At 58.6% G+C, this 19,912-nt stretch carries 25 protein-coding genes; 10 read left to right on the forward strand and 15 right to left on the reverse strand.

Translation table 11 applies throughout. The features are described from left to right. Positions 1-3 precede the first annotated feature (3 nt). The 9 genes from hisD to ACLBW8_RS17660 all read right to left on the reverse strand — a co-directional run bounded on the left by hisD (position 4) and on the right by ACLBW8_RS17660 (position 7,184). Positions 4-1,323: a histidinol dehydrogenase gene (gene hisD, locus ACLBW8_RS17620; RefSeq protein ID WP_447805954.1), complete on the reverse strand. Its 1,320-nt coding sequence runs from the start codon at positions 1,321-1,323 to the stop codon at positions 4-6. A gap of 376 nt (positions 1,324-1,699) precedes the next feature. Next, positions 1,700-2,335 (reverse strand): ATP phosphoribosyltransferase, encoded by a 636-nt coding sequence (gene hisG / locus ACLBW8_RS17625; RefSeq protein WP_003188599.1) that lies wholly within the window; start codon positions 2,333-2,335, stop codon positions 1,700-1,702. A 168-nt stretch (positions 2,336-2,503) separates the two neighbouring features. Continuing rightward, a complete protein-coding gene (murA, locus tag ACLBW8_RS17630; RefSeq protein WP_053254430.1) occupies positions 2,504-3,769 on the reverse strand; it encodes a UDP-N-acetylglucosamine 1-carboxyvinyltransferase in 1,266 nt (421 codons plus the stop codon). A 23-nt stretch (positions 3,770-3,792) separates the two neighbouring features. Further along, positions 3,793-4,032 carry a BolA family protein gene (locus ACLBW8_RS17635; RefSeq protein ID WP_008434291.1) on the reverse strand — a complete coding sequence of 80 codons (240 nt, stop codon included), beginning with the start codon at positions 4,030-4,032 and terminating at the stop codon, positions 3,793-3,795. A gap of 114 nt (positions 4,033-4,146) precedes the next feature. Next, positions 4,147-4,452 (reverse strand): STAS domain-containing protein, encoded by a 306-nt coding sequence (locus tag ACLBW8_RS17640; RefSeq protein WP_064450727.1) that lies wholly within the window; start codon positions 4,450-4,452, stop codon positions 4,147-4,149. Next, positions 4,449-5,099 (reverse strand): MlaC/ttg2D family ABC transporter substrate-binding protein, encoded by a 651-nt coding sequence (locus ACLBW8_RS17645; protein ID WP_064450726.1) that lies wholly within the window; start codon positions 5,097-5,099, stop codon positions 4,449-4,451. Before ACLBW8_RS17645 ends, ACLBW8_RS17640 begins: the two co-directional genes overlap by 4 nt. An 11-nt stretch (positions 5,100-5,110) precedes the next feature. Continuing rightward, a complete protein-coding gene (gene mlaD / locus ACLBW8_RS17650) occupies positions 5,111-5,578 on the reverse strand; it encodes an outer membrane lipid asymmetry maintenance protein MlaD (RefSeq protein WP_005784855.1) in 468 nt (155 codons plus the stop codon). Continuing rightward, complete coding sequence (gene mlaE / locus ACLBW8_RS17655) at positions 5,578-6,375, reverse strand: lipid asymmetry maintenance ABC transporter permease subunit MlaE (protein WP_053254427.1); 798 nt, start codon at positions 6,373-6,375, stop codon at positions 5,578-5,580. The genes mlaD and mlaE overlap by 1 nt, the downstream gene beginning before the upstream one ends. Continuing rightward, positions 6,375-7,184: an ATP-binding cassette domain-containing protein gene (locus ACLBW8_RS17660; protein ID WP_003171811.1), complete on the reverse strand. Its 810-nt coding sequence runs from the start codon at positions 7,182-7,184 to the stop codon at positions 6,375-6,377. Before ACLBW8_RS17660 ends, mlaE begins: the two co-directional genes overlap by 1 nt. Positions 7,185-7,486: 302 nt before the next feature. Here ACLBW8_RS17660 and ACLBW8_RS17665 point away from each other — a divergent pair, with 302 nt between their 5' ends. From ACLBW8_RS17665 to ACLBW8_RS17710, 10 genes are all read left to right on the forward strand, one after another. Further along, a complete protein-coding gene (locus tag ACLBW8_RS17665) occupies positions 7,487-8,461 on the forward strand; it encodes a KpsF/GutQ family sugar-phosphate isomerase (RefSeq protein ID WP_053254425.1) in 975 nt (324 codons plus the stop codon). Then, positions 8,462-8,986, forward strand: coding sequence for a KdsC family phosphatase (locus ACLBW8_RS17670; protein ID WP_064450724.1), 525 nt, complete (start codon positions 8,462-8,464; stop codon positions 8,984-8,986). An 8-nt stretch (positions 8,987-8,994) separates the two neighbouring features. After that, a complete protein-coding gene (lptC, locus tag ACLBW8_RS17675) occupies positions 8,995-9,567 on the forward strand; it encodes an LPS export ABC transporter periplasmic protein LptC (RefSeq protein WP_064450723.1) in 573 nt (190 codons plus the stop codon). Then, positions 9,554-10,129: a lipopolysaccharide transport periplasmic protein LptA gene (gene lptA / locus ACLBW8_RS17680; RefSeq protein ID WP_064450722.1), complete on the forward strand. Its 576-nt coding sequence runs from the start codon at positions 9,554-9,556 to the stop codon at positions 10,127-10,129. The genes lptC and lptA overlap by 14 nt, the downstream gene beginning before the upstream one ends. Further along, positions 10,129-10,854, forward strand: coding sequence for an LPS export ABC transporter ATP-binding protein (lptB, locus tag ACLBW8_RS17685; RefSeq protein WP_053254421.1), 726 nt, complete (start codon positions 10,129-10,131; stop codon positions 10,852-10,854). The genes lptA and lptB overlap by 1 nt, the downstream gene beginning before the upstream one ends. Positions 10,855-11,038: 184 nt before the next feature. Beyond that, positions 11,039-12,532: an RNA polymerase factor sigma-54 gene (locus ACLBW8_RS17690; protein ID WP_064450721.1), complete on the forward strand. Its 1,494-nt coding sequence runs from the start codon at positions 11,039-11,041 to the stop codon at positions 12,530-12,532. Positions 12,533-12,607: 75 nt separating this feature from the next. Then, positions 12,608-12,913 carry a ribosome hibernation-promoting factor, HPF/YfiA family gene (gene hpf / locus ACLBW8_RS17695; protein ID WP_017138237.1) on the forward strand — a complete coding sequence of 102 codons (306 nt, stop codon included), beginning with the start codon at positions 12,608-12,610 and terminating at the stop codon, positions 12,911-12,913. 12 nt (positions 12,914-12,925) lie between these two features. Continuing rightward, a complete protein-coding gene (gene ptsN / locus ACLBW8_RS17700; RefSeq protein WP_064450720.1) occupies positions 12,926-13,390 on the forward strand; it encodes a PTS IIA-like nitrogen regulatory protein PtsN in 465 nt (154 codons plus the stop codon). A 2-nt stretch (positions 13,391-13,392) separates the two neighbouring features. After that, positions 13,393-14,250 (forward strand): RNase adapter RapZ, encoded by an 858-nt coding sequence (gene rapZ, locus ACLBW8_RS17705; protein ID WP_447805955.1) that lies wholly within the window; start codon positions 13,393-13,395, stop codon positions 14,248-14,250. Positions 14,251-14,266: 16 nt separating this feature from the next. Continuing rightward, positions 14,267-14,539, forward strand: coding sequence for an HPr family phosphocarrier protein (locus tag ACLBW8_RS17710; RefSeq protein ID WP_049709983.1), 273 nt, complete (start codon positions 14,267-14,269; stop codon positions 14,537-14,539). A 37-nt stretch (positions 14,540-14,576) separates the two neighbouring features. On the opposite strand, the gene ACLBW8_RS17715 is transcribed toward ACLBW8_RS17710, so the two are convergent. The 6 genes from ACLBW8_RS17715 to pmbA form a co-directional block, all read right to left on the reverse strand. Continuing rightward, positions 14,577-15,470 (reverse strand): ZIP family metal transporter, encoded by an 894-nt coding sequence (locus ACLBW8_RS17715; protein WP_262667034.1) that lies wholly within the window; start codon positions 15,468-15,470, stop codon positions 14,577-14,579. A gap of 31 nt (positions 15,471-15,501) precedes the next feature. After that, entirely contained in the window at positions 15,502-16,113 is a 612-nt protein-coding gene (locus ACLBW8_RS17720) for a superoxide dismutase (RefSeq protein WP_447805956.1), read from the reverse strand. Position 16,114: 1 nt separating this feature from the next. Next, positions 16,115-16,558 (reverse strand): hypothetical protein, encoded by a 444-nt coding sequence (locus ACLBW8_RS17725; RefSeq protein ID WP_128588501.1) that lies wholly within the window; start codon positions 16,556-16,558, stop codon positions 16,115-16,117. Between the two features lie 27 nt (positions 16,559-16,585). After that, positions 16,586-17,962: a class II fumarate hydratase gene (locus ACLBW8_RS17730; RefSeq protein WP_447805957.1), complete on the reverse strand. Its 1,377-nt coding sequence runs from the start codon at positions 17,960-17,962 to the stop codon at positions 16,586-16,588. Next, on the reverse strand, positions 17,955-18,350 hold the full coding sequence (locus tag ACLBW8_RS17735) for a FagA protein (RefSeq protein WP_262667031.1): 396 nt from the start codon (positions 18,348-18,350) through the stop codon (positions 17,955-17,957). Before ACLBW8_RS17735 ends, ACLBW8_RS17730 begins: the two co-directional genes overlap by 8 nt. A gap of 147 nt (positions 18,351-18,497) precedes the next feature. Beyond that, the gene (gene pmbA / locus ACLBW8_RS17740) at positions 18,498-19,844 is read right to left on the reverse strand and encodes a metalloprotease PmbA (protein WP_447805958.1); all 1,347 of its coding nucleotides are present in this window, start codon (positions 19,842-19,844) and stop codon (positions 18,498-18,500) included. Between the last annotated feature and the right edge of the window lie 68 nt (positions 19,845-19,912).

A 19,912-nucleotide genomic window follows, 5' to 3' on the forward strand; every position in this document is an offset into this window, starting at 1 on the left:
GTCTTAGTTCCCTTCTTCAAGGATGCGGTATTCGGCGCTGCGGGCGTGAGCGCTGAGGGATTCACCACGGGCCAGCACCGAGGCGGTCTTGCCCAGCTCGGATGCACCTTGTGGCGAGCAGAAGATGATCGACGAGCGCTTCTGGAAGTCATAGACCCCCAGCGGCGACGAGAAGCGCGCAGTGCCGGAAGTCGGCAGCACGTGGTTCGGGCCTGCACAGTAGTCGCCCAAGGCTTCGCTGGTGTGGCGCCCCATGAAGATCGCACCGGCGTGGCGAATCGACGGCAGCCAGGCTTGTGGGTCAGCCACGGACAACTCCAAGTGCTCCGGCGCAATGCGGTTGGCCACTTCGATGGCCTGCTCCATGTCACGCACCAGGATCAGCGCGCCACGCCCATTGATCGACTTCTCGATGATCTCGGCGCGTTCCATGGTCGGCAGCAGCTTGTTGATGCTGGCGGCGACCTTGTCGAGGAACTCGGCGTCGGGGCTGACCAGGATCGCCTGGGCGTCTTCATCGTGCTCGGCCTGAGAAAACAGGTCCATGGCGATCCAGTCCGGGTCGGTCTGGCCGTCACACACCACCAGGATTTCCGAGGGGCCTGCGATCATGTCGATACCGACCTGGCCAAATACGTGGCGCTTGGCGGTGGCCACGTAGATGTTGCCGGGACCGACCACTTTGTCGACCTTCGGCACGCTTTCGGTACCGTAGGCCAGCGCCGCAACGGCTTGAGCACCACCGATGGTGAACACGCGGTCAACGCCGGCGATGCAGGCTGCCGCCAGTACCAGCTCGTTGATTTCACCGCGTGGGGTCGGCACGACCATGACCACTTCGGTCACGCCCGCCACTTTGGCCGGGATTGCGTTCATCAGTACCGACGACGGGTACGAGGCTTTACCGCCCGGCACGTACAAGCCGGCGCGGTCCAGAGGCGTGACCTTTTGGCCCAGCACGGTGCCATCGGCCTCGGTGTAGCTCCAGGAATCCTGCTTCTGTTTTTCGTGGTAACTGCGCACCCGCGCCGCCGCGACTTCCAATGCTTCGCGCTGAGGCACAGTGATACGCGTCAGGGCCAGCTCGAGGCGTTCGCGGGGCAGGATCAGGTCCGACATCGACGCGACGTCGAGGCCGTCGAACTGGCGAGTGAAGTCCACCAGCGCCGCATCACCGCGCTCGCGCACGGCCTTGATAATGTCGAGCACTCGCAGGTTGACCGAGTCGTCGGACACGCTTTCCCAGCTCAGCAGATGATCCAGATGATGGGCGAAATCCGGGTCGGCAGCGTTGAGTCGGGCAATTGCAGTGGACGTGGTCATAGCGAGGGCCTCATAGGATTGGCAAAAACTCAGGCGCCCGAAGGTGCGCTGACGTTCAATAACGAAGCGCGTTGTTACTGTGGTTGTGCCAGGCAAGGCGCGGGACGCTGGTAAGGGTTGTTTCCTTACCAAGTCCCGCAACGCAGCATGGCGCAACCACAGTGCCAACCCGCAGGGCCTTACCTCAAAAGGCAGACTGCTACGCGTCGCTAATTATTGAAAAAGAATCTTCTACTAACATAAGTTGCCTTTTGGGGTAAGGCGCGATTCGTTATTGAACGTCAGCGCACCTTCCCAGCAGTCGATCCGCTTGGGCACCTGAGAATTCTGGCTATGAGGCGGATAGACGGGCGCGACCCAAGGCCGCGCAGGTGAGTCAACCGCGGTGTCGAGACTCCACTGCCTTGCGCAGGGTGTCGATCAACGCCTGGATACGGGCGTGTTGCATTTTCATCGAAGCTTTGTTGACGATCAGGCGAGAGCTGATGTCGGCAATGAAATCCTGAGGCTCAAGACCGTTGGCACGCAGCGTGTTGCCGGTGTCGACCACGTCGATAATCTTGTCGGCCAGGCCGATCAGCGGCGCCAGCTCCATCGAGCCGTAGAGCTTGATGATGTCGACCTGACGGCCTTGTTCTGCGTAGTAGCGCTTGGCGACGTTGACGAACTTGGTCGCCACGCGCAGGCGGCCTTTGGGCTCGACGTCACCGACACGGCCGGCGGTCATCAGCTTGCACAGGGCAATACGCAGGTCCAGCGGCTCGTAAAGGCCCTGGCCGCCGTATTCCATCAGCACGTCTTTGCCGGCGACGCCGAGGTCGGCCGCGCCATGTTCAACGTAGGTCGGCACGTCGGTAGCCCGCACGATCAGCAGACGAACGTCGTCCTGGGTCGTGGGGATGATCAGCTTGCGGCTCTTGTCCGGATTCTCGGTCGGCACGATGCCCGCTTCAGCCAGAAGCGGCAAAGTGTCGTCAAGGATGCGGCCCTTGGACAGTGCGATGGTCAACATGGGAAACGTCAGTCCTTCATCAGGCTATTGCTGTCCGGTCGCAAACGGCGCCAGACACAGATCGAGGCCATTACAGCCTCGATTTGAAACAAATTCGGCCGGGGTGCGCAAGCGTTAATGCGCGTACACACCCCGGGCGGGCGCTTCCCTGCGCCCGTGCAGCGGGAACTAGCCCGGTACGCGGCGGATCTTGGCGCCGAGCATCTGCAGTTTTTCTTCGATGCACTCGTAACCACGGTCTATGTGGTAGATGCGGTCGATGAGGGTGTCGCCGTCAGCGCACAACGCCGAGATCACCAGGCTGGCGGAAGCACGCAGGTCGGTCGCCATGACTGGCGCACCCTTGAGCTTCTCGATGCCAGTGACGATGGCGGTGTTGCCTTCGACCTGGATCTTGGCGCCCATGCGATGCAGTTCATACACGTGCATGAAGCGGTTTTCGAAGATGGTCTCGATCACGGCACCGGTGCCTTCGGCAATCGCGTTCAAGGAAATGAACTGCGCCTGCATGTCGGTCGGGAACGCCGGGTACGGAGCGGTACGCACGTTGACCGCTTTGGGCCGCTTGCCGTGCATGTTCAGCTCGATCCAGTCTTCGCCGGTGGTGATTTCTGCACCGGCCTCACGCAGCTTTTCCAGGACCGCTTCCAGGATGGTCGGATCAGTGTCCTTGACCTTGACGCGACCACCGGTAACGGCAGCGGCAACCAGGTAGGTACCGGTCTCGATGCGATCAGGCATCACTTTGTAGGTGGCCGGATGCAGGCGTTTAACACCGTCGATGGTGATGGTGTCGGTGCCGGCGCCAGTGATGTTGGCACCCATGGCGATCAGGAAGTTGGCCAGGTCGACCACTTCCGGCTCGCGCGCGGCGTTTTGCAGCACGCTGCGGCCGTTGGCCAGGGCTGCCGCCATCATGATGTTCTCGGTACCGGTCACACTGACGGTATCAAAGAAGAAGTTGGCACCGCGCAGGCCGCCTTCCGGCGCCTTGGCCTTGATGTAGCCGCCTTCAACGTCGATGGTTGCACCCATGGCCTCAAGGCCACGAATGTGCAGGTCGACCGGACGCGAACCGATGGCGCAACCGCCAGGCAGTGCCACTTCAGCTTCACCGAAGCGCGCAACCATCGGGCCCAGTACCAGGATCGACGCACGCATGGTTTTCACCAATTCGTACGGAGCGATCAGGGTTTTGATGGTGCGCGGGTCGATTTCGACGCTGAGTTTCTCGTCAATCACAGGCTCAATGCCCATGCGACCGAACAGCTCGATCATGGTGGTGATGTCGTGCAGGTGCGGCAGGTTGGCCACAGTCACCGGGCCGTCGCACAGCAGGGTTGCTGCCAAAATCGGCAAGGCGGAGTTTTTCGCACCGGAAATGCGGATCTCGCCGTCAAGGCGGGCACCGCCGGTAATAATCAATTTATCCATAAGAATCTCGACGCCTTGGGGGCTCAGGTGCGCTCGGCCCAGGCCGCGCGGCTGAAAAATTTCATAGTGACCGCGTGAATGCTGCCATCGGTGATCCACGGGTTTAAATGGGCATAGATCTGCTGTTGACGCTTGACCGGGCTCAGTGCCGCCAGTTCATCGCTAATCACGTTCAGCTGGAAATTGCAGCCTTCGCCTTCAACTTCTACGTTCGTTTCCGGCAGCTTTCCTTCAAGGAAGCTTTTAACTTCTAGGGCCTGCATGCTCAACCTCTATCGGCGCCCAGTGCGCACGGGTCGCACATCATACAAAAAAGCCCCGCGCCTGCGAACCCCGCATAGCAGGACTCTGACGGGGGGCTTCTTTAATAATGTGTATTAAGGATGCGCCAACAGCTCGGTCAGACCGGAAACCTGCGCAATTTCACGCATGTCGTCGGGCAAGGCACGAATGCTGACCGGCTTCCTGGCCGCTTCGGCATCACGAATGAAGCACAGCAACAACGACAGGCCGACGCTGCTGGACTTGGTCACCGCCGAGCAATCAAGCACCAGCGCAGGCGCCGCACTGGACTTGATCAGCGCCTGACCCTGCTTGCGCAGGTCAGGCCCGGAGCGGTAATCCAGCACGCCACTGAGGAACAACTCGCCGGCGTCGCCAAGACGAACAGCCGACTCGGTCATTGCGCAGGCTTCCCGGCAGCTTGTTTGTCAGTTTCTTCTTTGGCCTTGGCGACTTCACCGGCCCAACCATTGATGGTCTTGTCCAGGTTGTTGCCATTGCGCTGCATGGCGTCGGCGAACTGATCGCGGAACAGCTTGCCGATGTTGATACCGTTGATGATCACGTTACGCAGCTTCCACTCGCCGTTGACCTTCTCCAGCGTGTACTGCACAGGGTAGATGGCGCCGTTGTTGCCTTTGACGCTCATGTTAACGCTGGTGCGATCACCCGACTCATCCCCGGCTGGGGCGACGGTAATGCCTTGATTGTTGTACTCCAGCAGGGCGTTGCCATAAAACTGGAACAGGCCCTTCTTGAAGTTTTCCTGGAATGTCTGCATTTGCGCAGGGGTAGCCTTGCGCGAATACTTGACCGTCATGATGCTGCGGGAAATGCCTTCGGCATCGACCACCGGACCAACAATGGTATTCAGCGCATCGTAAAACTTGGTCGGGTCTTGCTTGTACTGCTCTTTGTTGGCAGTCAGGTCAGCCAACATCTTGTTGGTCGTGTCCTGCACCAGATCGTGCGCAGAACCCGCCGCGTTGGCCATCAGCGGCAGTGCTGCAAGCAGCACCAGCAGGCCACGTCGCAAGGTAGAGATCATGAACAGATTCCTCATTTGGCGTCTTTATTGACCGTATTGAGCAGGAATTTACCGATCAGGTCTTCAAGCACCAACGACGACTGTGTGTCGTGGATTGTCGAACCATCCTTGAGCAGGGCTGTTTCCCCGCCCACGCTGACACCGATGTACTTCTCGCCCAGCAGACCCGCAGTGAGAATAGATGCAGTCGAGTCAGTCGGCAGATTATCTACCTTCTTGTCGACTTGCATGGTCACTCGGCCGGTGAAGCTGTCGCGATCCAGATCGATTGCCGTGACCTTGCCGATGGTTACACCGGCCATGGTCACTTTAGCTCTGACAGTCAAACCGGCAATATTATCGAAGTACGCGTAAAGTTTATAAGTGTCGGCGGTGGGGCTGGCCGAAAGACCGCTGACTCGCAGGGCCAGTAACAATAAAGCCAGGATGCCAGCCAGCAAGAAAAGGCCGACACCGATTTCCACAGTGCGGTTTTGCATCAGAAATCTCCAAACATCAAGGCGGTCAAAATGAAGTCAAGGCCCAGTACCGCCAGCGAGGCGTACACAACGGTCTTGGTGGTGGCGCGACTGATCCCTTCTGAAGTGGGCTCACAGTCATAGCCTTGGAATACGGCGATCCAGGTCACTACAAAGGCGAAGACGATGCTCTTTATGATGCCGTTGAGCACGTCGCCGCTGAAGGTCACGCTGTTTTGCATGTTGCCCCAGTAAGAGCCGTCATAGACGCCCAACCAGTCAACCGCCACCCATGAACCGCCCCAGATGCCCACCACGCTGAAAATCATCGCCAGCAGTGGCAGGGAAATGAAGCCGGCCCACAGGCGCGGGGCAACAATGTACTTGAGCGGGTCCACGCCGATCATTTCCAGGCTGGACAACTGCTCGGTGGACTTCATGTTGCCGATTTCGGCAGTCAACGCGGAACCCGCGCGACCGGCAAACAGCAAGGCGGTGACCACCGGGCCCAGTTCGCGCAACAGCGTCAGGGCGACCATCTGCCCCACAGCCTGCTCTGAACCGTAGCTGGAGAGGATATTGAACCCCTGCAGTGCCAGCACCATGCCGATGAAAATCCCGGAAACCACGATGATCACCAGGGACATCACGCCTACTGAGTGCAGTTGCTTTAGCAGCAGGCCAAAGCCGCCACCAATGCCGCCGCGACCGAGCAACGCATGAAACAGGAAAATCGTCGAACGCCCCAGTACCTCGACCAAGTCGATACCGGAGCGACCGAAAAGGCGAACCTTCTCGATTAAAGATGTCTTGCGCATCAGCGCTTCCCCAGAAGATCTGAGCGGTAGTCCGCTGCCGGAAAATGAAAAGGCACCGGGCCATCGGGATCGCCAGTCATGAATTGGCGAATGCGCGGGTTGTCAGCGTTCATCAGTTCTTCAGGCGTGCCCTGCCCCAGCACCTGACCATCGCCGACTACATAAAGGTAGTCGGCAATGCTCGCGGTTTCGGCCAAGTCGTGCGACACCACGATACTGGTGATCCCCAACGCATCGTTGAGCAGGCGAATCAGGCGCACCAGCACGCCCATGGCGATCGGGTCCTGGCCCACGAAAGGCTCGTCATACATAAGGATCTGCGGATCGAGGGCGATGGCTCGCGCCAGCGCGACACGGCGCTTCATGCCACCGGACAACTCGTCAGGCATTAGGTCGATGGCACCGCGAAGGCCAACGGCCTGCAGTTTCAGCAACACGATGTCACGAATCATCTCATCGGACAGCTGAGTGTGGACCCGCAGCGGAAACGCCACGTTTTCGAACACGTCGAGGTCGGTGAACAGTGCGCCGCTCTGGAACAGCACCCCCATGTGCTTGCGCGCATCGAACAGATCACTGCGCGACAATGTCGGCAGGTTCTGGCCGTTGACCCACACTTCGCCGGCGCTGGGACGCAATTGCATGCCCATCAGGCGCAACAGTGTGGTCTTGCCGCAACCGGAAGGCCCCATGATGCCTGTGACCTTGCCGCGGGGAATGCGAATATCGACGTTATTGAAGATGCTGCGCGTCCCGCGCTTGAAGGTAAGGCCCTTCAGCTCGACCGCGTAGGCGTTATCGGCACTCATCTAATCTCCTTGGGATGCAGCCTTTCACTCAGACACCATGCTTGCGACTTTCGTTTACAACGAATGCGCAATAAATAATTAGGCAAATTGGCTGGGCGGACCGAACTGGCGGCGAACTATATCACTGCTGGTACAGAGCCCCCAAGGCCGGAACAGCGCTCGTTCAGATTCGGGACAGGGAAAAAACGCTGCCGAGCATGAAACTCAGGCACCTGCCGAATACAGCCTGACGAACTAACGTGAGGGAATTGATCATTACCGCTATAATCGCCGCCTTTTCGTCAGGCTATACGATTTAAGACATGAGCCAATCCAGCGAGCTTATTCAATCCGCACAACGCACCATCCGCCTCGAGCTTGAAGCCGTAGAAGGTTTACTGGCCCATATCGACGCAGATTTCGTACGTGCATGCGAGATGATTCTGGCCAGCAAGGGCCGCGTTGTCGTGGTCGGCATGGGCAAATCCGGCCACGTCGGCAACAAAATCGCCGCCACCCTGGCAAGTACCGGGACCACGGCTTTTTTTGTGCACCCGGCCGAAGCCAGCCACGGCGACATGGGCATGATCACCAAGGATGACATCATCCTGGCACTGTCTAACTCCGGCACCACCAACGAAATCGTGACCCTGCTGCCGCTGATCAAGCGTCTGGGCATCAAAATGATCAGCCTCACCGGCAATCCGGAGTCAACGCTGGCCAAGGCTGCCGAAGTGAACCTGAATGTTCACGTGGCCCACGAGGCCTGCCCGCTGAACCTGGCGCCGACCTCCTCCACCACAGCCGCGTTGGTCATGGGCGATGCCCTGGCCGTGGCCCTGCTGGAAGCTCGCGGCTTTACCGCTGAGGACTTCGCGTTTTCGCACCCGGGCGGCGCGTTGGGTCGTCGACTGCTGCTTAAAGTGGAAAACGTCATGCATTCAGGCGACGAGTTGCCTCACGTGCAGCGCGGCACCTTGCTGAAGGACGCGCTGATGGAAATGACCCGCAAAGGTCTGGGCATGACCGTGATCCTGGAGGCTGATGGGCGTTTGGCCGGGGTATTCACCGACGGTGACCTGCGCCGCACCCTGGACCGCACGATCGATATCCACACCGCCACCATTGATGCAGTCATGACGCCACACGGCAAGACTGCACGCCCCGAGATGCTTGCAGCCGAAGCGCTGAAGATCATGGAAGACCACAAGATTGGCGCGCTGGTGGTGGTCAATAGCGACGACCGCCCGATTGGCGCCCTGAACATGCACGACTTGCTGCGTGCGGGAGTGATGTAAATGACCAGCAACCTGTTAGAACGCGGCAAAAACATCAAATTGGCGATTTTCGACGTTGATGGCGTACTGACCGATGGCCGCCTGTACTTTCTCGAAGATGGCAGCGAATTCAAGACCTTCAACACCCTCGACGGCCAGGGCATTAAAATGTTGATGGCTGCCGGTGTGCAAACAGCCATTATCAGTGGTCGAAAAACACCGGTTGTGGAACGCCGCGCACAAAACCTGGGGATTCCTTACCTGTATCAGGGCCGCGAGGATAAACTGGTGGTTCTGGACGAGCTTCTTGGCCAACTCAACCTAAGCTATGAGCAGGTTGCCTATCTGGGCGACGATCTGCCTGACCTGCCGGTCATTCGCCGGGTGGGCCTGGGCATGGCCGTCGCCAATGCGGCGGCTTTTGTTCGCGAACATGCCCATGGCATCACTACCGCACGTGGCGGTGAGGGTGCCGCCCGCGAGTTCTGCGAATTGATCCTGCGTGCCCAGGGCAGTCTTGAAGCGGCCCACGCCGCCTACCTATAGAGCGTTTTATGCTGAGCAAAAAGATTCGCAACTTCCTGCTATTCGGGGTCATCGCCGCGCTGTTCCTGGCGGTGGGCTACTGGAATATCAGCCCGGAGCGCTTTCTCGACAAGCCTGTAGCACAGGTTGACGAAGGCGCTGTCGACTATTACGCGACCAATGCCTACTCCGTGCAATTCCTGCCTGACGGCAAGGTGCAGTATGAGATGACTTCGGACAAGGTCGAGCATTTGAAGGCTTCGGAGGTCAGTTTGCTGACCAACCCGGACATGAACCTTTACCGCGGCACCGAGTTTCCGTGGCACGTCACCAGCAAGCGTGGCGAGGTCAACCCGGACGGTACCCAGGTGGAACTGATCGACTCGGTACGTGTTGCACGTACTGACGAGAAGAAGCGCGACACCATTATTACCAGCAGTCGCATGACCGTTTTCCCACAACAGCAATATGCGCAGACCGAGCAAGACGTTAGAATCGACGGCGCTGGCGGTGTATCGACTGGCAAGGGAATGAAAGCGTATTTGAAAGAAAGCAGGATACACCTGCTATCGAACGTAAGAGGACAGTATGAGGCTCGTTAAAACCCTCCCTATTTTGCTCGGTCTGGGCGCAGCACTGGGAAGCGTGAGCGCCTGGGCTCTGCCGAACGATAGCCAGCAACCGATCCACATCCAGGCTGACGACGCTCAGTTGGATGACAAGCAAGGTGTTGCGACCTACACAGGCGCCGTGATCATCACCCAAGGCTCGATGAAAATCACCGGCAACACGGTGACGCTCACGCGTACGCCGGCTGGCGACATTGATGTGGTGACGTCGGTGGGCAACCTGGCTTACTTCGAACAGAAGCAGGCGGCTACGGACCCGGCTCCGATCAAGGGCTATGGCAAGACCATCCAGTATCACGCCCAGCAGAATCGCATCATCCTGATCGACCAGGCCAGGGTTGTCAGCAGCGATGGCAACACCACCGACGGTGAAAAAATCACCTATGACACGGTGAAGCAGATCGCCCAGGCGGGTCGCGCTACCGGCTCGAAGATCGGCACTCCGAAGCCGCGCATCGACATGGTTATCCAGCCGAAGCAGAAAGAAGGCGCCGCCCAGCCTGCGCCCAAACCCGCTGCGAAGAAGGCGAACTAATGGCAACCCTGAAAGCCCAGCATCTGGCCAAGGCTTATAAAAGCCGTCAGGTCGTACGCGACGTCAGTTTATCGATCGACAGCGGCCAGATCGTTGGCTTGCTCGGCCCCAACGGCGCCGGCAAGACCACGTGCTTCTACATGATTGTTGGCCTGGTCCAGGCGGATCAGGGCCGTGTATTGATCGACGACCTGGACGTAAGCAACCAGCCGATGCACGGTCGTGCGCGCGCAGGTATCGGCTATCTTCCCCAAGAGGCGTCGATCTTCCGCAAACTGTCGGTAGCAGACAACATCATGGCGATCCTGGAGACCCGCAAGGAACTCGACCGTGACGGCCGCCGCAAAGAGCTGGAAAGCCTGCTGCAGGAATTCCACATCAACCACATTCGCGACAACCTCGGCATGAGCTTGTCCGGTGGTGAGCGTCGCCGTGTGGAAATCGCCCGTGCCCTGGCCACTGCGCCGAAATTCATCCTGCTGGATGAACCCTTCGCCGGCGTCGACCCGATCTCGGTCGGCGACATCAAACAGATCATCCATCATCTCAAGGCCAAGGGTATCGGTGTATTGATCACCGACCACAACGTCCGTGAGACCCTCGATATCTGTGAAACGGCTTATATCGTCAACGATGGTCAGCTGATCGCCGAAGGCGACTCCGCCACCATCCTGGCCAACGAACTGGTCAAGGAAGTATACCTGGGCCACGAGTTCCGCCTGTAAGCACTGTGGTGTCTGGCCGTTCGCCAAAGCGCGCGGGAGTCAATAAAAACCTCCGGTTTTTTATTGTTACCGCGCTCTAGGCAAAGCCCCCGACATCAGGCATATAATTTGCTTATGTTTGGCGCTCACGCGCCCTGTCGTGGATGGCGCATTGCGCCGGCGAATAAGGTGTTAAGCCCCTGCCATGAAACCATCGCTAGTCCTGAGAATGGGCCAGCAGCTGACGATGACACCGCAGCTGCAACAGGCCATCCGCCTGCTCCAATTGTCGACCCTGGACCTGCAACAGGAAATCCAGGAGGCCCTGGAGTCCAATCCGATGCTCGAACGCCAGGAAGAAGGCGACGACTTCGATAATGCAGACCCGCTGGCCGACAACATCGAGCAAAAACCCAATTCCGACGTGCAGGAACCTTCCTATCAGGAAACCGCCCCTACGGTGGACAACCTTGAGGAAGGCGAATGGAACGAACGCATTCCCAACGAGCTTCCAGTAGATACCGCCTGGGAAGACGTTTATCAGACCAGCGCCAGCAGCCTGCCCAGCAATGATGATGACGAGTGGGATTTCACCACCCGCACCTCCGTCGGCGAGAGCTTGCAGAGCCATTTGCTGTGGCAATTGAACCTGGCGCCGATGTCCGACACCGATCGCCTGATCGCCGTGACCCTGATCGACTGCATCAATAACCAGGGTTATCTGGACGAGACTCTCGAAGAGATCCTTGAGGCTTTCGATCCGGAACTGGACATCGAACTGGACGAAATCGAAGCCGTCCTGCACCGCATCCAGCAGTTCGAACCCGCCGGTATCGGCGCGCGCACGCTGAGTGAGTGCCTGTTGCTGCAACTGCGCCAACTGCCTGCCAAGACCCCGTGGCTCGCCGAAGCCCAGCGCCTGGTCACCGACTACATCGACCTGCTGGGCAGCCGCGACTACAGCCAGTTGATGCGCCGTATGAAGCTCAAGGAAGACGACCTGCGCCAGGTCATCGAGCTGGTGCAGAGCCTTAACCCTCGCCCGGGCTCGCAGATCGAGTCCAGCGAAGCCGAATATGTCGTTCCCGATGTGATCGTGCGCAAAGACAACGAACGTTGGCTGGTAGAGCTGAACCAGGAGTCGGTGCCTCGTCTGCGGGTCAACCCGCAATACGCAGGTTTTGTGCGCCGTGCCGATACCAGCGCCGATAACACCTTTATGCGCAACCAGTTGCAGGAAGCGCGCTGGTTCATCAAGAGCCTGCAAAGCCGCAACGAAACCCTGATGAAAGTGGCTACTCAGATCGTCGAGCATCAACGCGGCTTCCTGGAATACGGCGACGAGGCCATGAAACCCCTGGTCCTGCACGATATCGCCGAAGCGGTAGGCATGCATGAATCGACAATTTCCAGGGTGACCACACAGAAATTCATGCATACCCCACGGGGTATTTATGAGCTGAAATACTTTTTCTCCAGCCACGTAAGCACCTCCGAAGGCGGCGAATGCTCGTCCACGGCGATCCGCGCGATCATCAAAAAACTGGTTGCCGCGGAAAATCAGAAAAAGCCGTTGAGTGACAGCAAGATCGCTGGTTTACTGGAGGCACAAGGCATTCAGGTCGCCCGTCGAACCGTCGCCAAGTACCGCGAGTCCCTCGGGATCGCGCCTTCCAGCGAGCGTAAGCGTTTGATGTGACGGGCGGGCCATAGCGTTCCAGTGGCAGGCGCTTTTGCCTGTCGCTTTATGCACTGGCAACGAAGGAGAAGCTGTATGCAAGTCAACATCAGTGGACACCATGTAGAAGTCACCCCTCCATTGCGCGAATATGTCGAGCAGAAGCTGAAACGACTCGAGGGTCATTTCGACAAGATCACCAATGTGCAGGTCATCATGAAGGTCGATAAGCTTCAGCAGAAAATTGAAGCGACCTTGCAGATACCCGGTGGCGAAGTGGTCGCCAATGCCGAGCATGAAGACATGTATGCATCGATCGATGCCTTGACTGACAAGCTTGACCGCCAACTTAAAAAGCATAAGGAAAAGCAGCAGAGCCTTCTTCAAGGCACTGGCCGCTAACACTCCCCACCCATGATTCGACTTGAAACCATCCTGACCCCCGGCCGTTCACTGGTGAACGTGCCGGGCGGCAGTAAAAAGAAAGCCCTCGAACAAATTGCCAAGCTGATCAGCCACGAAGTGCCTGAACTGGATGAGCAAGTTGTCTATGAGGCGCTGATTGCCCGTGAAAAACTGGGTTCAACCGGTTTTGGAAACGGCATCGCCATTCCCCATTGCCGCCTGCAAGGCTGTGAGTCTCCAGTCAGCGCCCTGCTGCACATGGAAAAACCTATTGATTTCGACGCCATCGACGGCGCCCCGGTCGACCTGCTGTTCGTCCTGCTGGTCCCGCAAGCCGCCACCGATGCGCACCTGGAACTGCTCCGGCAAATCGCCAGCATGCTCGACCGCAAGGAAGTACGCGACAAACTGCGCAGTGCCAACAGCAATGAGGCGCTCTATCAGGTTGTCCTGGATGAACAAAACGGGCAGTAATCATGCGTTTGATCATCGTCAGCGGCCGCTCCGGCTCGGGTAAAAGCACCGCCCTCAACGTCCTTGAGGACAACGGATTTTATTGCATCGACAACCTGCCCGCCGGTTTGCTGCCCGAGTTGGCGGAACGTGCACTGATCCACACCGAACTGGCGCAGCCTCTGGTTGCCGTCTCGATTGACGCCCGAAACCTGCCCAGCCATCTTCAGCGCTTCCCGCAATTGCTTGAGGAAGTACGCGCCAAGCATATTAATTGCGATGTGCTGTACCTGGACGCCGATGAGGAGACGCTGCTCAAGCGCTTTTCCGAAACCCGTCGACGCCACCCCCTCAGCAGCCCTCACCGCTCGCTGGCCGAAGCCATCGAGGACGAGACCACACTGCTGGGACCGATCATTGACCTCGCCGATCTCAAGATCAACACCACCGGCCTGAACCTGTATCAATTGCGTGATGCGATCAAGCTGCGTTTGTTGAATCAGCCGGAGCCTGGCACCGCGTTTCTGGTCGAGTCATTTGGCTTCAAGCGTGGGATGCCTGTGGATGCCGACCTGGTGTTTGATGTGCGCTGCCTGCCCAATCCTTACTGGAAGCCGGAGTTGCGTGATCAGTCAGGCCTTGATCAACCAGTGGCCGAGTACCTGGCTGCACAGCCGGATGTCGAGGAGATGTTCCATGACATCTCCAGCTACCTGCTCAAATGGTTGCCGCGCTTTGCGGCAAGCAATCGGGCCTATGTCACCATTGCCATCGGCTGCACCGGAGGCCACCATCGCTCGGTCTACCTGACCGAACGCCTGGGCCAGGTGCTGCAACAAACCCTCAAGAACGTTCAGGTTCGCCACCGCGACCTTAGCTGAAAGGAACACCCCCGCGATGCCCGCTCTGGAAATTGAAATCATCAACAAGCTGGGCCTGCACGCCCGCGCTTCAGCTAAATTTGTCGGTGTTGCCGGGCAGTTTCCTTGCCAGATCCGCGCCGGGCGCACTCCGGAATCCATGGTCGACGGCAAAAGTATTATGGCCATGATGATGCTGGCCGCCGGCAAGGGCACCAAGATTCATTTAAAGACGGAAGGCGAACAAGAGCAGGAAGCGATGGACGCGCTGGTGAAGCTGATCAATAACTTCTTTGATGAGGGTGAGTAAACTCACCCTTTGAGGCGGGTGTGAGGCTGCAATGGCCTCACCCTAAAGCAGTATCCATCACCATCATCAAACAGAACCCGACGCACAACCCCAGGCTGGCAAGCTTTTCGTGACCATTACGGCGCGACTCGGGGATCACTTCGTGCGTCACCACCAGCAACATCGCCCCAGCCGCCAGCGCGAGCCCCAGCGGCAACAAAACCTCCGCCAGGCTCACCAACCACGCACACAGCACAGCAAATACCGGTTCAACCAGGCCCGACGCCGCGCCGATCAGGAACGCTTTGACTCGCGACATCCCCGCCCCGGCCAAGACCAGTGCGATCACTAAACCTTCCGGCACGTCCTGCAGGGCAATCCCCATGGCCAAGCTGTCGGCATCCGGCATTCCTCCACCTGCCGAAACGCCTACCGCCATGCCTTCCGGAATGTTGTGCGCAATAATGGCAAATACGAATAGCCAGATGCGTGGGGGAATCACCGGTTTATCCGGCGTGCCCACCAGCATCTCCGGGCTAGCGCCTGATACCTTGCGGTCGACCAGATAAAGACCGAACGCCCCGAGCATGATCCCGAAGCTGATCAAACCACTCGCGCCCCAAGGCGAAAGCCCAAGGCTTTGGGCTGCTGCAATGCCCGGCACGATCAGCGAAAAGGCCGTCGCCGCCAACATTACCCCGGCACCAAAGCCCAGCAAGGTATCGCTCAGCGCCACCGGCATCCGGCGAATCACCAACACCGGCACCGCGCCCAGTGCCGTGCCGAGCGCGCAGATCGCGCCGCCCTGCAAGGCACGCAAGATACGCGGTTCAAGGTCCAGCCAGGTCAGCCCGTGTGCCACCAGCAACGCAGTCCCTGCCAATAGCAGCAGCGAGCCAAACGCGTAACGAAACATTCGCCCACTGCTGATCGCCAGTGTTTCAGTGCCCATAGTCGGCCTTAGATCTTGTTATAAATAAATGTCAGGCTACGGCGGCCTGGTAGCGAGCGGCGACTTCCGGCCAATGGATGACGCTGTAGAAGGCATTGATGTATTCCGGGCGACGGTTCTGGTAGCGCAGGTAGTAAGCGTGCTCCCACACGTCCAGACCCAGGATCGGCGTGTTGCCGCTCATCAGCGGGCTGTCCTGGTTACCACTGCTTTCCACCACCAGGGTCTTTTGCGGGGTAACGCTCAGCCAGGCCCAGCCGCTGCCAAACCGGGTCAAGGCCGCTTTGGTAAAGGCCTCCTTGAAACTGTCGAAGCCACCCAATTGCTCGTCGATGGCTTTGGCTAACGCACCATGTGGCTTGCCACCGCCCTTCGGCGACATCACCGCCCAGAACAACGAGTGGTTAGCATGACCGCCGCCCTGGTTGATGACTGCAGCACGCAATTTTTCCGGCAATTGCTGAACGCTGGACACCAGTTTCTCAACCGGCCAGCCTGCGAACTCGGTGCCTTCGACCGCTGCATTCAGGTTATTGATGTAGGTCTGGTGATGCTTGGTGTAGTGAATTTCCATGGTTTGCGCATCAATATGCGGCTCCAGGGCATCGTAGGCATAAGGCAAGGCCGGTAAGGTGTAGGACATATCAATGTGCTCCGTAATAGGGGCTGTTGCGGGTCGACGTACCCGGTTGCGCAGCAGTGCCACCCAGCAAGCGATGGGTACGCGGGTACTCGCCGTGATCGCTGATGAAATTCAACAGCTCGACATAAGTTTTGCTGCTCTGGCGCAGCGCAGCCTCGCGTAATTGCGGGCTCATGCGCGGGTCTTGCAGGGTCTGCAGGAGGCGCTGGTGGATAGCACAAAGGTATTCCGCGCTTTCTTCAGGCTGGTTCAGGCGCAGGTGCAGGTCCGCCAGGTTGTGATGGGAAATGACGCAGGCCGCCACTGCTTCGTCGGCATCCGCCCAACGCTCGAATAACACTTGAGCCAGGGCCAGGGCTTGCAAATAGGCTTCGCGAGCGTCGACCAGCTCGCCTTGCATAAAGCAGCGATTGGCCCGTTCGATCGTGCGTTTCCAATGCTCCATGGTGAACCTCCAAAGCAGAGTCGGTGATTACACGCCGCCGGCCGTGAGCTTTTCCGGATCCAACAGGATTTCCAGTTGGCTACGTGGCAAGTCGGTGTGCTCGAGGGCGACATCAATCACCGGGCGGCCTTGCTGATAAGCCTTCTTGGCAATTTCAGCGGCTTTTTGGTAACCAATGATCGGGTTGAGTGCGGTGACCAGAATCGGGTTACGCGACAGCGCTTCCTTGAGCTTGGCCTCATTGACCTTGAAGCTGGCGATCGCCTTGTCGGCCAGCAGCCGGCTGGAGTTGGCCAGTAGCTCAAGGCTGCTCAGCAGGTTCTGGGCAATGATCGGCAACATCACGTTCAGTTCGAAGTTACCGGACTGGCCGGCAACGGTAATGACCGTGTCATTGCCAATAACTTGGGCGGCGACCATGGCGGTCGCTTCCGGGATCACCGGGTTGACCTTGCCCGGCATGATCGAAGAGCCTGGCTGCAGGCCTTCCAGCTCGATTTCACCCAACCCGGCCAATGGGCCGGAGTTCATCCAACGCAGGTCGTTGGCGATTTTCATCAGCGACACGGCGGTGGCTTTCAGTTGGCCGGAGACAGCGACGGCGGTGTCCTGGGAGCCGATCAATGCAAACAGGTTTTTGCCCGGCGTGAATTTCACGCCGGTGAGGATGCTCAGTTGTTGGCCGAAACGGGCCGCAAATTCCGGGTGTGCGTTGACCCCGGTGCCGACCGCCGTGCCGCCCTGGGCCAACGCCTGCAAGCTCGGCAGCAGGTCCTGCAAGTGACCGATATTGGCCTTGAGCTGTTGCGCCCAGCCATTGAGCACCTGGCTCATGCGCACGGGCATCGCGTCCATCAGGTGCGTGCGGCCGGTCTTGATGAAGGGGTGGACTTGTTCAGCCTTGTGTTCAATCACCTGAACCAAGTGCAGCAGGGCTGGCAAGGTTTGCTCATGCAAGACCAGCGCTGCGCTGACGTGAATGGTGGTGGGAATGATGTCATTGCTGCTTTGGCCGCAGTTCACGTGGTCATTGGGGTTGACCGGCTCGCCCAGCAGGCGCGTGGCCAGGGTCGCAATGACTTCGTTGGCGTTCATGTTGGAACTGGTGCCGGAGCCGGTCTGGAAGATATCCACCGGGAAGTGCGGCATGAAATCGCCTTCGAGCAAGCCTTGGGCAGCGTCGACAATGGCCTTGCCCTGCCCTTCGCTGATTTGCTTAAGGTCGACGTTAGCCTTGGCAGCGGCAGCTTTGGCCAGGATCAGTGCGCGAATGAATTGCGCCGGCATGCGTTGGTTGCTGATCGGGAAATTGTTCACCGCGCGCTGGGTTTGCGCACCATACAAGGCATCGGCAGGTACTTGCAGTTCGCCCATGCTGTCGCGTTCGATACGGGTGTTACTCATCGGAAGATCCTTGCACCAGGTCAGAAACAGAAAGGGAAGGCAGTAATTCACAGGTCGCCAATTGCCAGGCAAAGGTCTGCCAGCGCTTGAGGCGGCAGGCGCAGTGGGAAAGTTTTTCCAGGTCGCGTAATGGACGCCACGCCTGGTCCAGACACATGGATCGCCAGTGCCAGGGCAAGGCAATATCGCTGGCGGTGTCGATCAGCAGGTGGAAGGAGGTTTCAGCGATCGTCCACGGATGGGTCGCGGTGCAGCACGCCAGGTATCGACCTTCATTGAGGTAATGTTCAATCAGGCGAGGTTCGTTTGGATCGAGGCCGCAGCGAATCTGACGACTCATCCAGCGCCAGCTCTCCAGGTAAGGATCCTCATGCAGGACAGAACTCATGGTCCACACTCATTCGATAATGAGATTTATTATTAAATGATATTAAGAATCAAAACAAGAGCGGCACGTCAATCCGCTAATGGCTCAGCCACAAAAAAGGCGCGCCATCGATAAGATGGCGCGCCTTTTTCGTTAGCATCCGAGGGGTTAGCTGCCGGCGACGGTCATCCGCTCGATCAGTACAGAACCCGTGCGAATATTACTGCGCAGTTCCAGGTCATTACCCACCGCGACGATCTGCTTGAACATATCGCGCATGTTGCCAGCGATGGTCACTTCCTGAACGGCGAATTGAATTTCACCGTTTTCCACCCAGAAACCTGCCGCGCCGCGTGAATAATCACCGGTAACCATATTCAGGCCACTGCCCATCAATTCGGTCACCAGCAAGCCGCGACCCATGCGACGCAACAGCGCCGCCTGATCTTCGTCGCCATGGGTGACGAACAGGTTGTGCACGCCACCGGAGTTGGCTGTGCTTGGCAGGCCAAGCTTGCGGCCGGCGTAAGTGCCCAGTACGTAAGACACCAACTCACCCTTCTCGACAAACGGCTTGGCATAAGTGGCCAGGCCATCACCGTCGAACGCTGAGCTGCCCATGGCACGCATCAGGTGCGGGCGTTCATCGATGGTCAACCACTCAGGGAACAGTTTCTGGCCGATAGCGCCTTCAAGAAACGAAGACTTGCGGTACAGGTTGCCGCCGGAAATCGCGCCCAGGAAACTGCCGAACAAGCCACCGGCCAGTTCAGCCGAAAACAGCACCGGCACTTCGCAAGTCGGTACCGGGCGGGCGCCCAGACGGCTTGCTGCACGTTGCGCCGCGCGCTGGCCGATGCTGGCCGGGTCGGCCAACAATTCGCCCTGGCGGCTTACGTCATACCAATAGTCGCGCTGCATCTGGCCATTGGCTTCGGCGATCATCACACAGCTCAAGCTATGGCGAGTGGAGGCGTAACCGCCGATAAAGCCATGGCTGTTGCCATATACGCGACAGCCTTGATGCGTGCTCAACGTGGTGCCGTCAGCATTTTTAATGCGGGTATCGGCATCAAATGCCGCCGCTTCGCAAGTCAACGCCAGTTCGATTGCCTGTTCGGGCGTGATATCCCAGGCGTGAAAAAGATCGAAATCCTTTAAGTCCTTGGCCATCAGCGCCTTATCTGCCAGGCCCGAGCTTTCATCTTCGGAGGTGTGCTTGGCAATTGCCAACGCCGCGGCGACAGTCTCGCGAATCGCTTCCGGCCCACTGGCCGAGGTACTGGCCGACCCTTTGCGCTGCCCCACATACAATGTGATGCCAAACCCCTGGTCGCGGTTGAATTCGACGGTTTCCACTTCCCGCTGGCGTACCGACGTCGACAGCCCCTGCTCCAGCGAGACCGCCACTTCACAGGCACTCGCCCCCTGGCGCTTGGCCTCGGCAAGGATCTGCTCGACTTGTTCCTGCAGTGCCGGTAACGCTTGCGGACCGACGCTTTGGGCTGCACTCATGGTTTTCTCCACTCAAATTCTGCTTTCGGTTAAGGCCATCGAGCGACCGGGCCGGACAAGCGGCCCCC

The organism is Pseudomonas sp. M5A4_2d, from assembly GCF_053345295.1.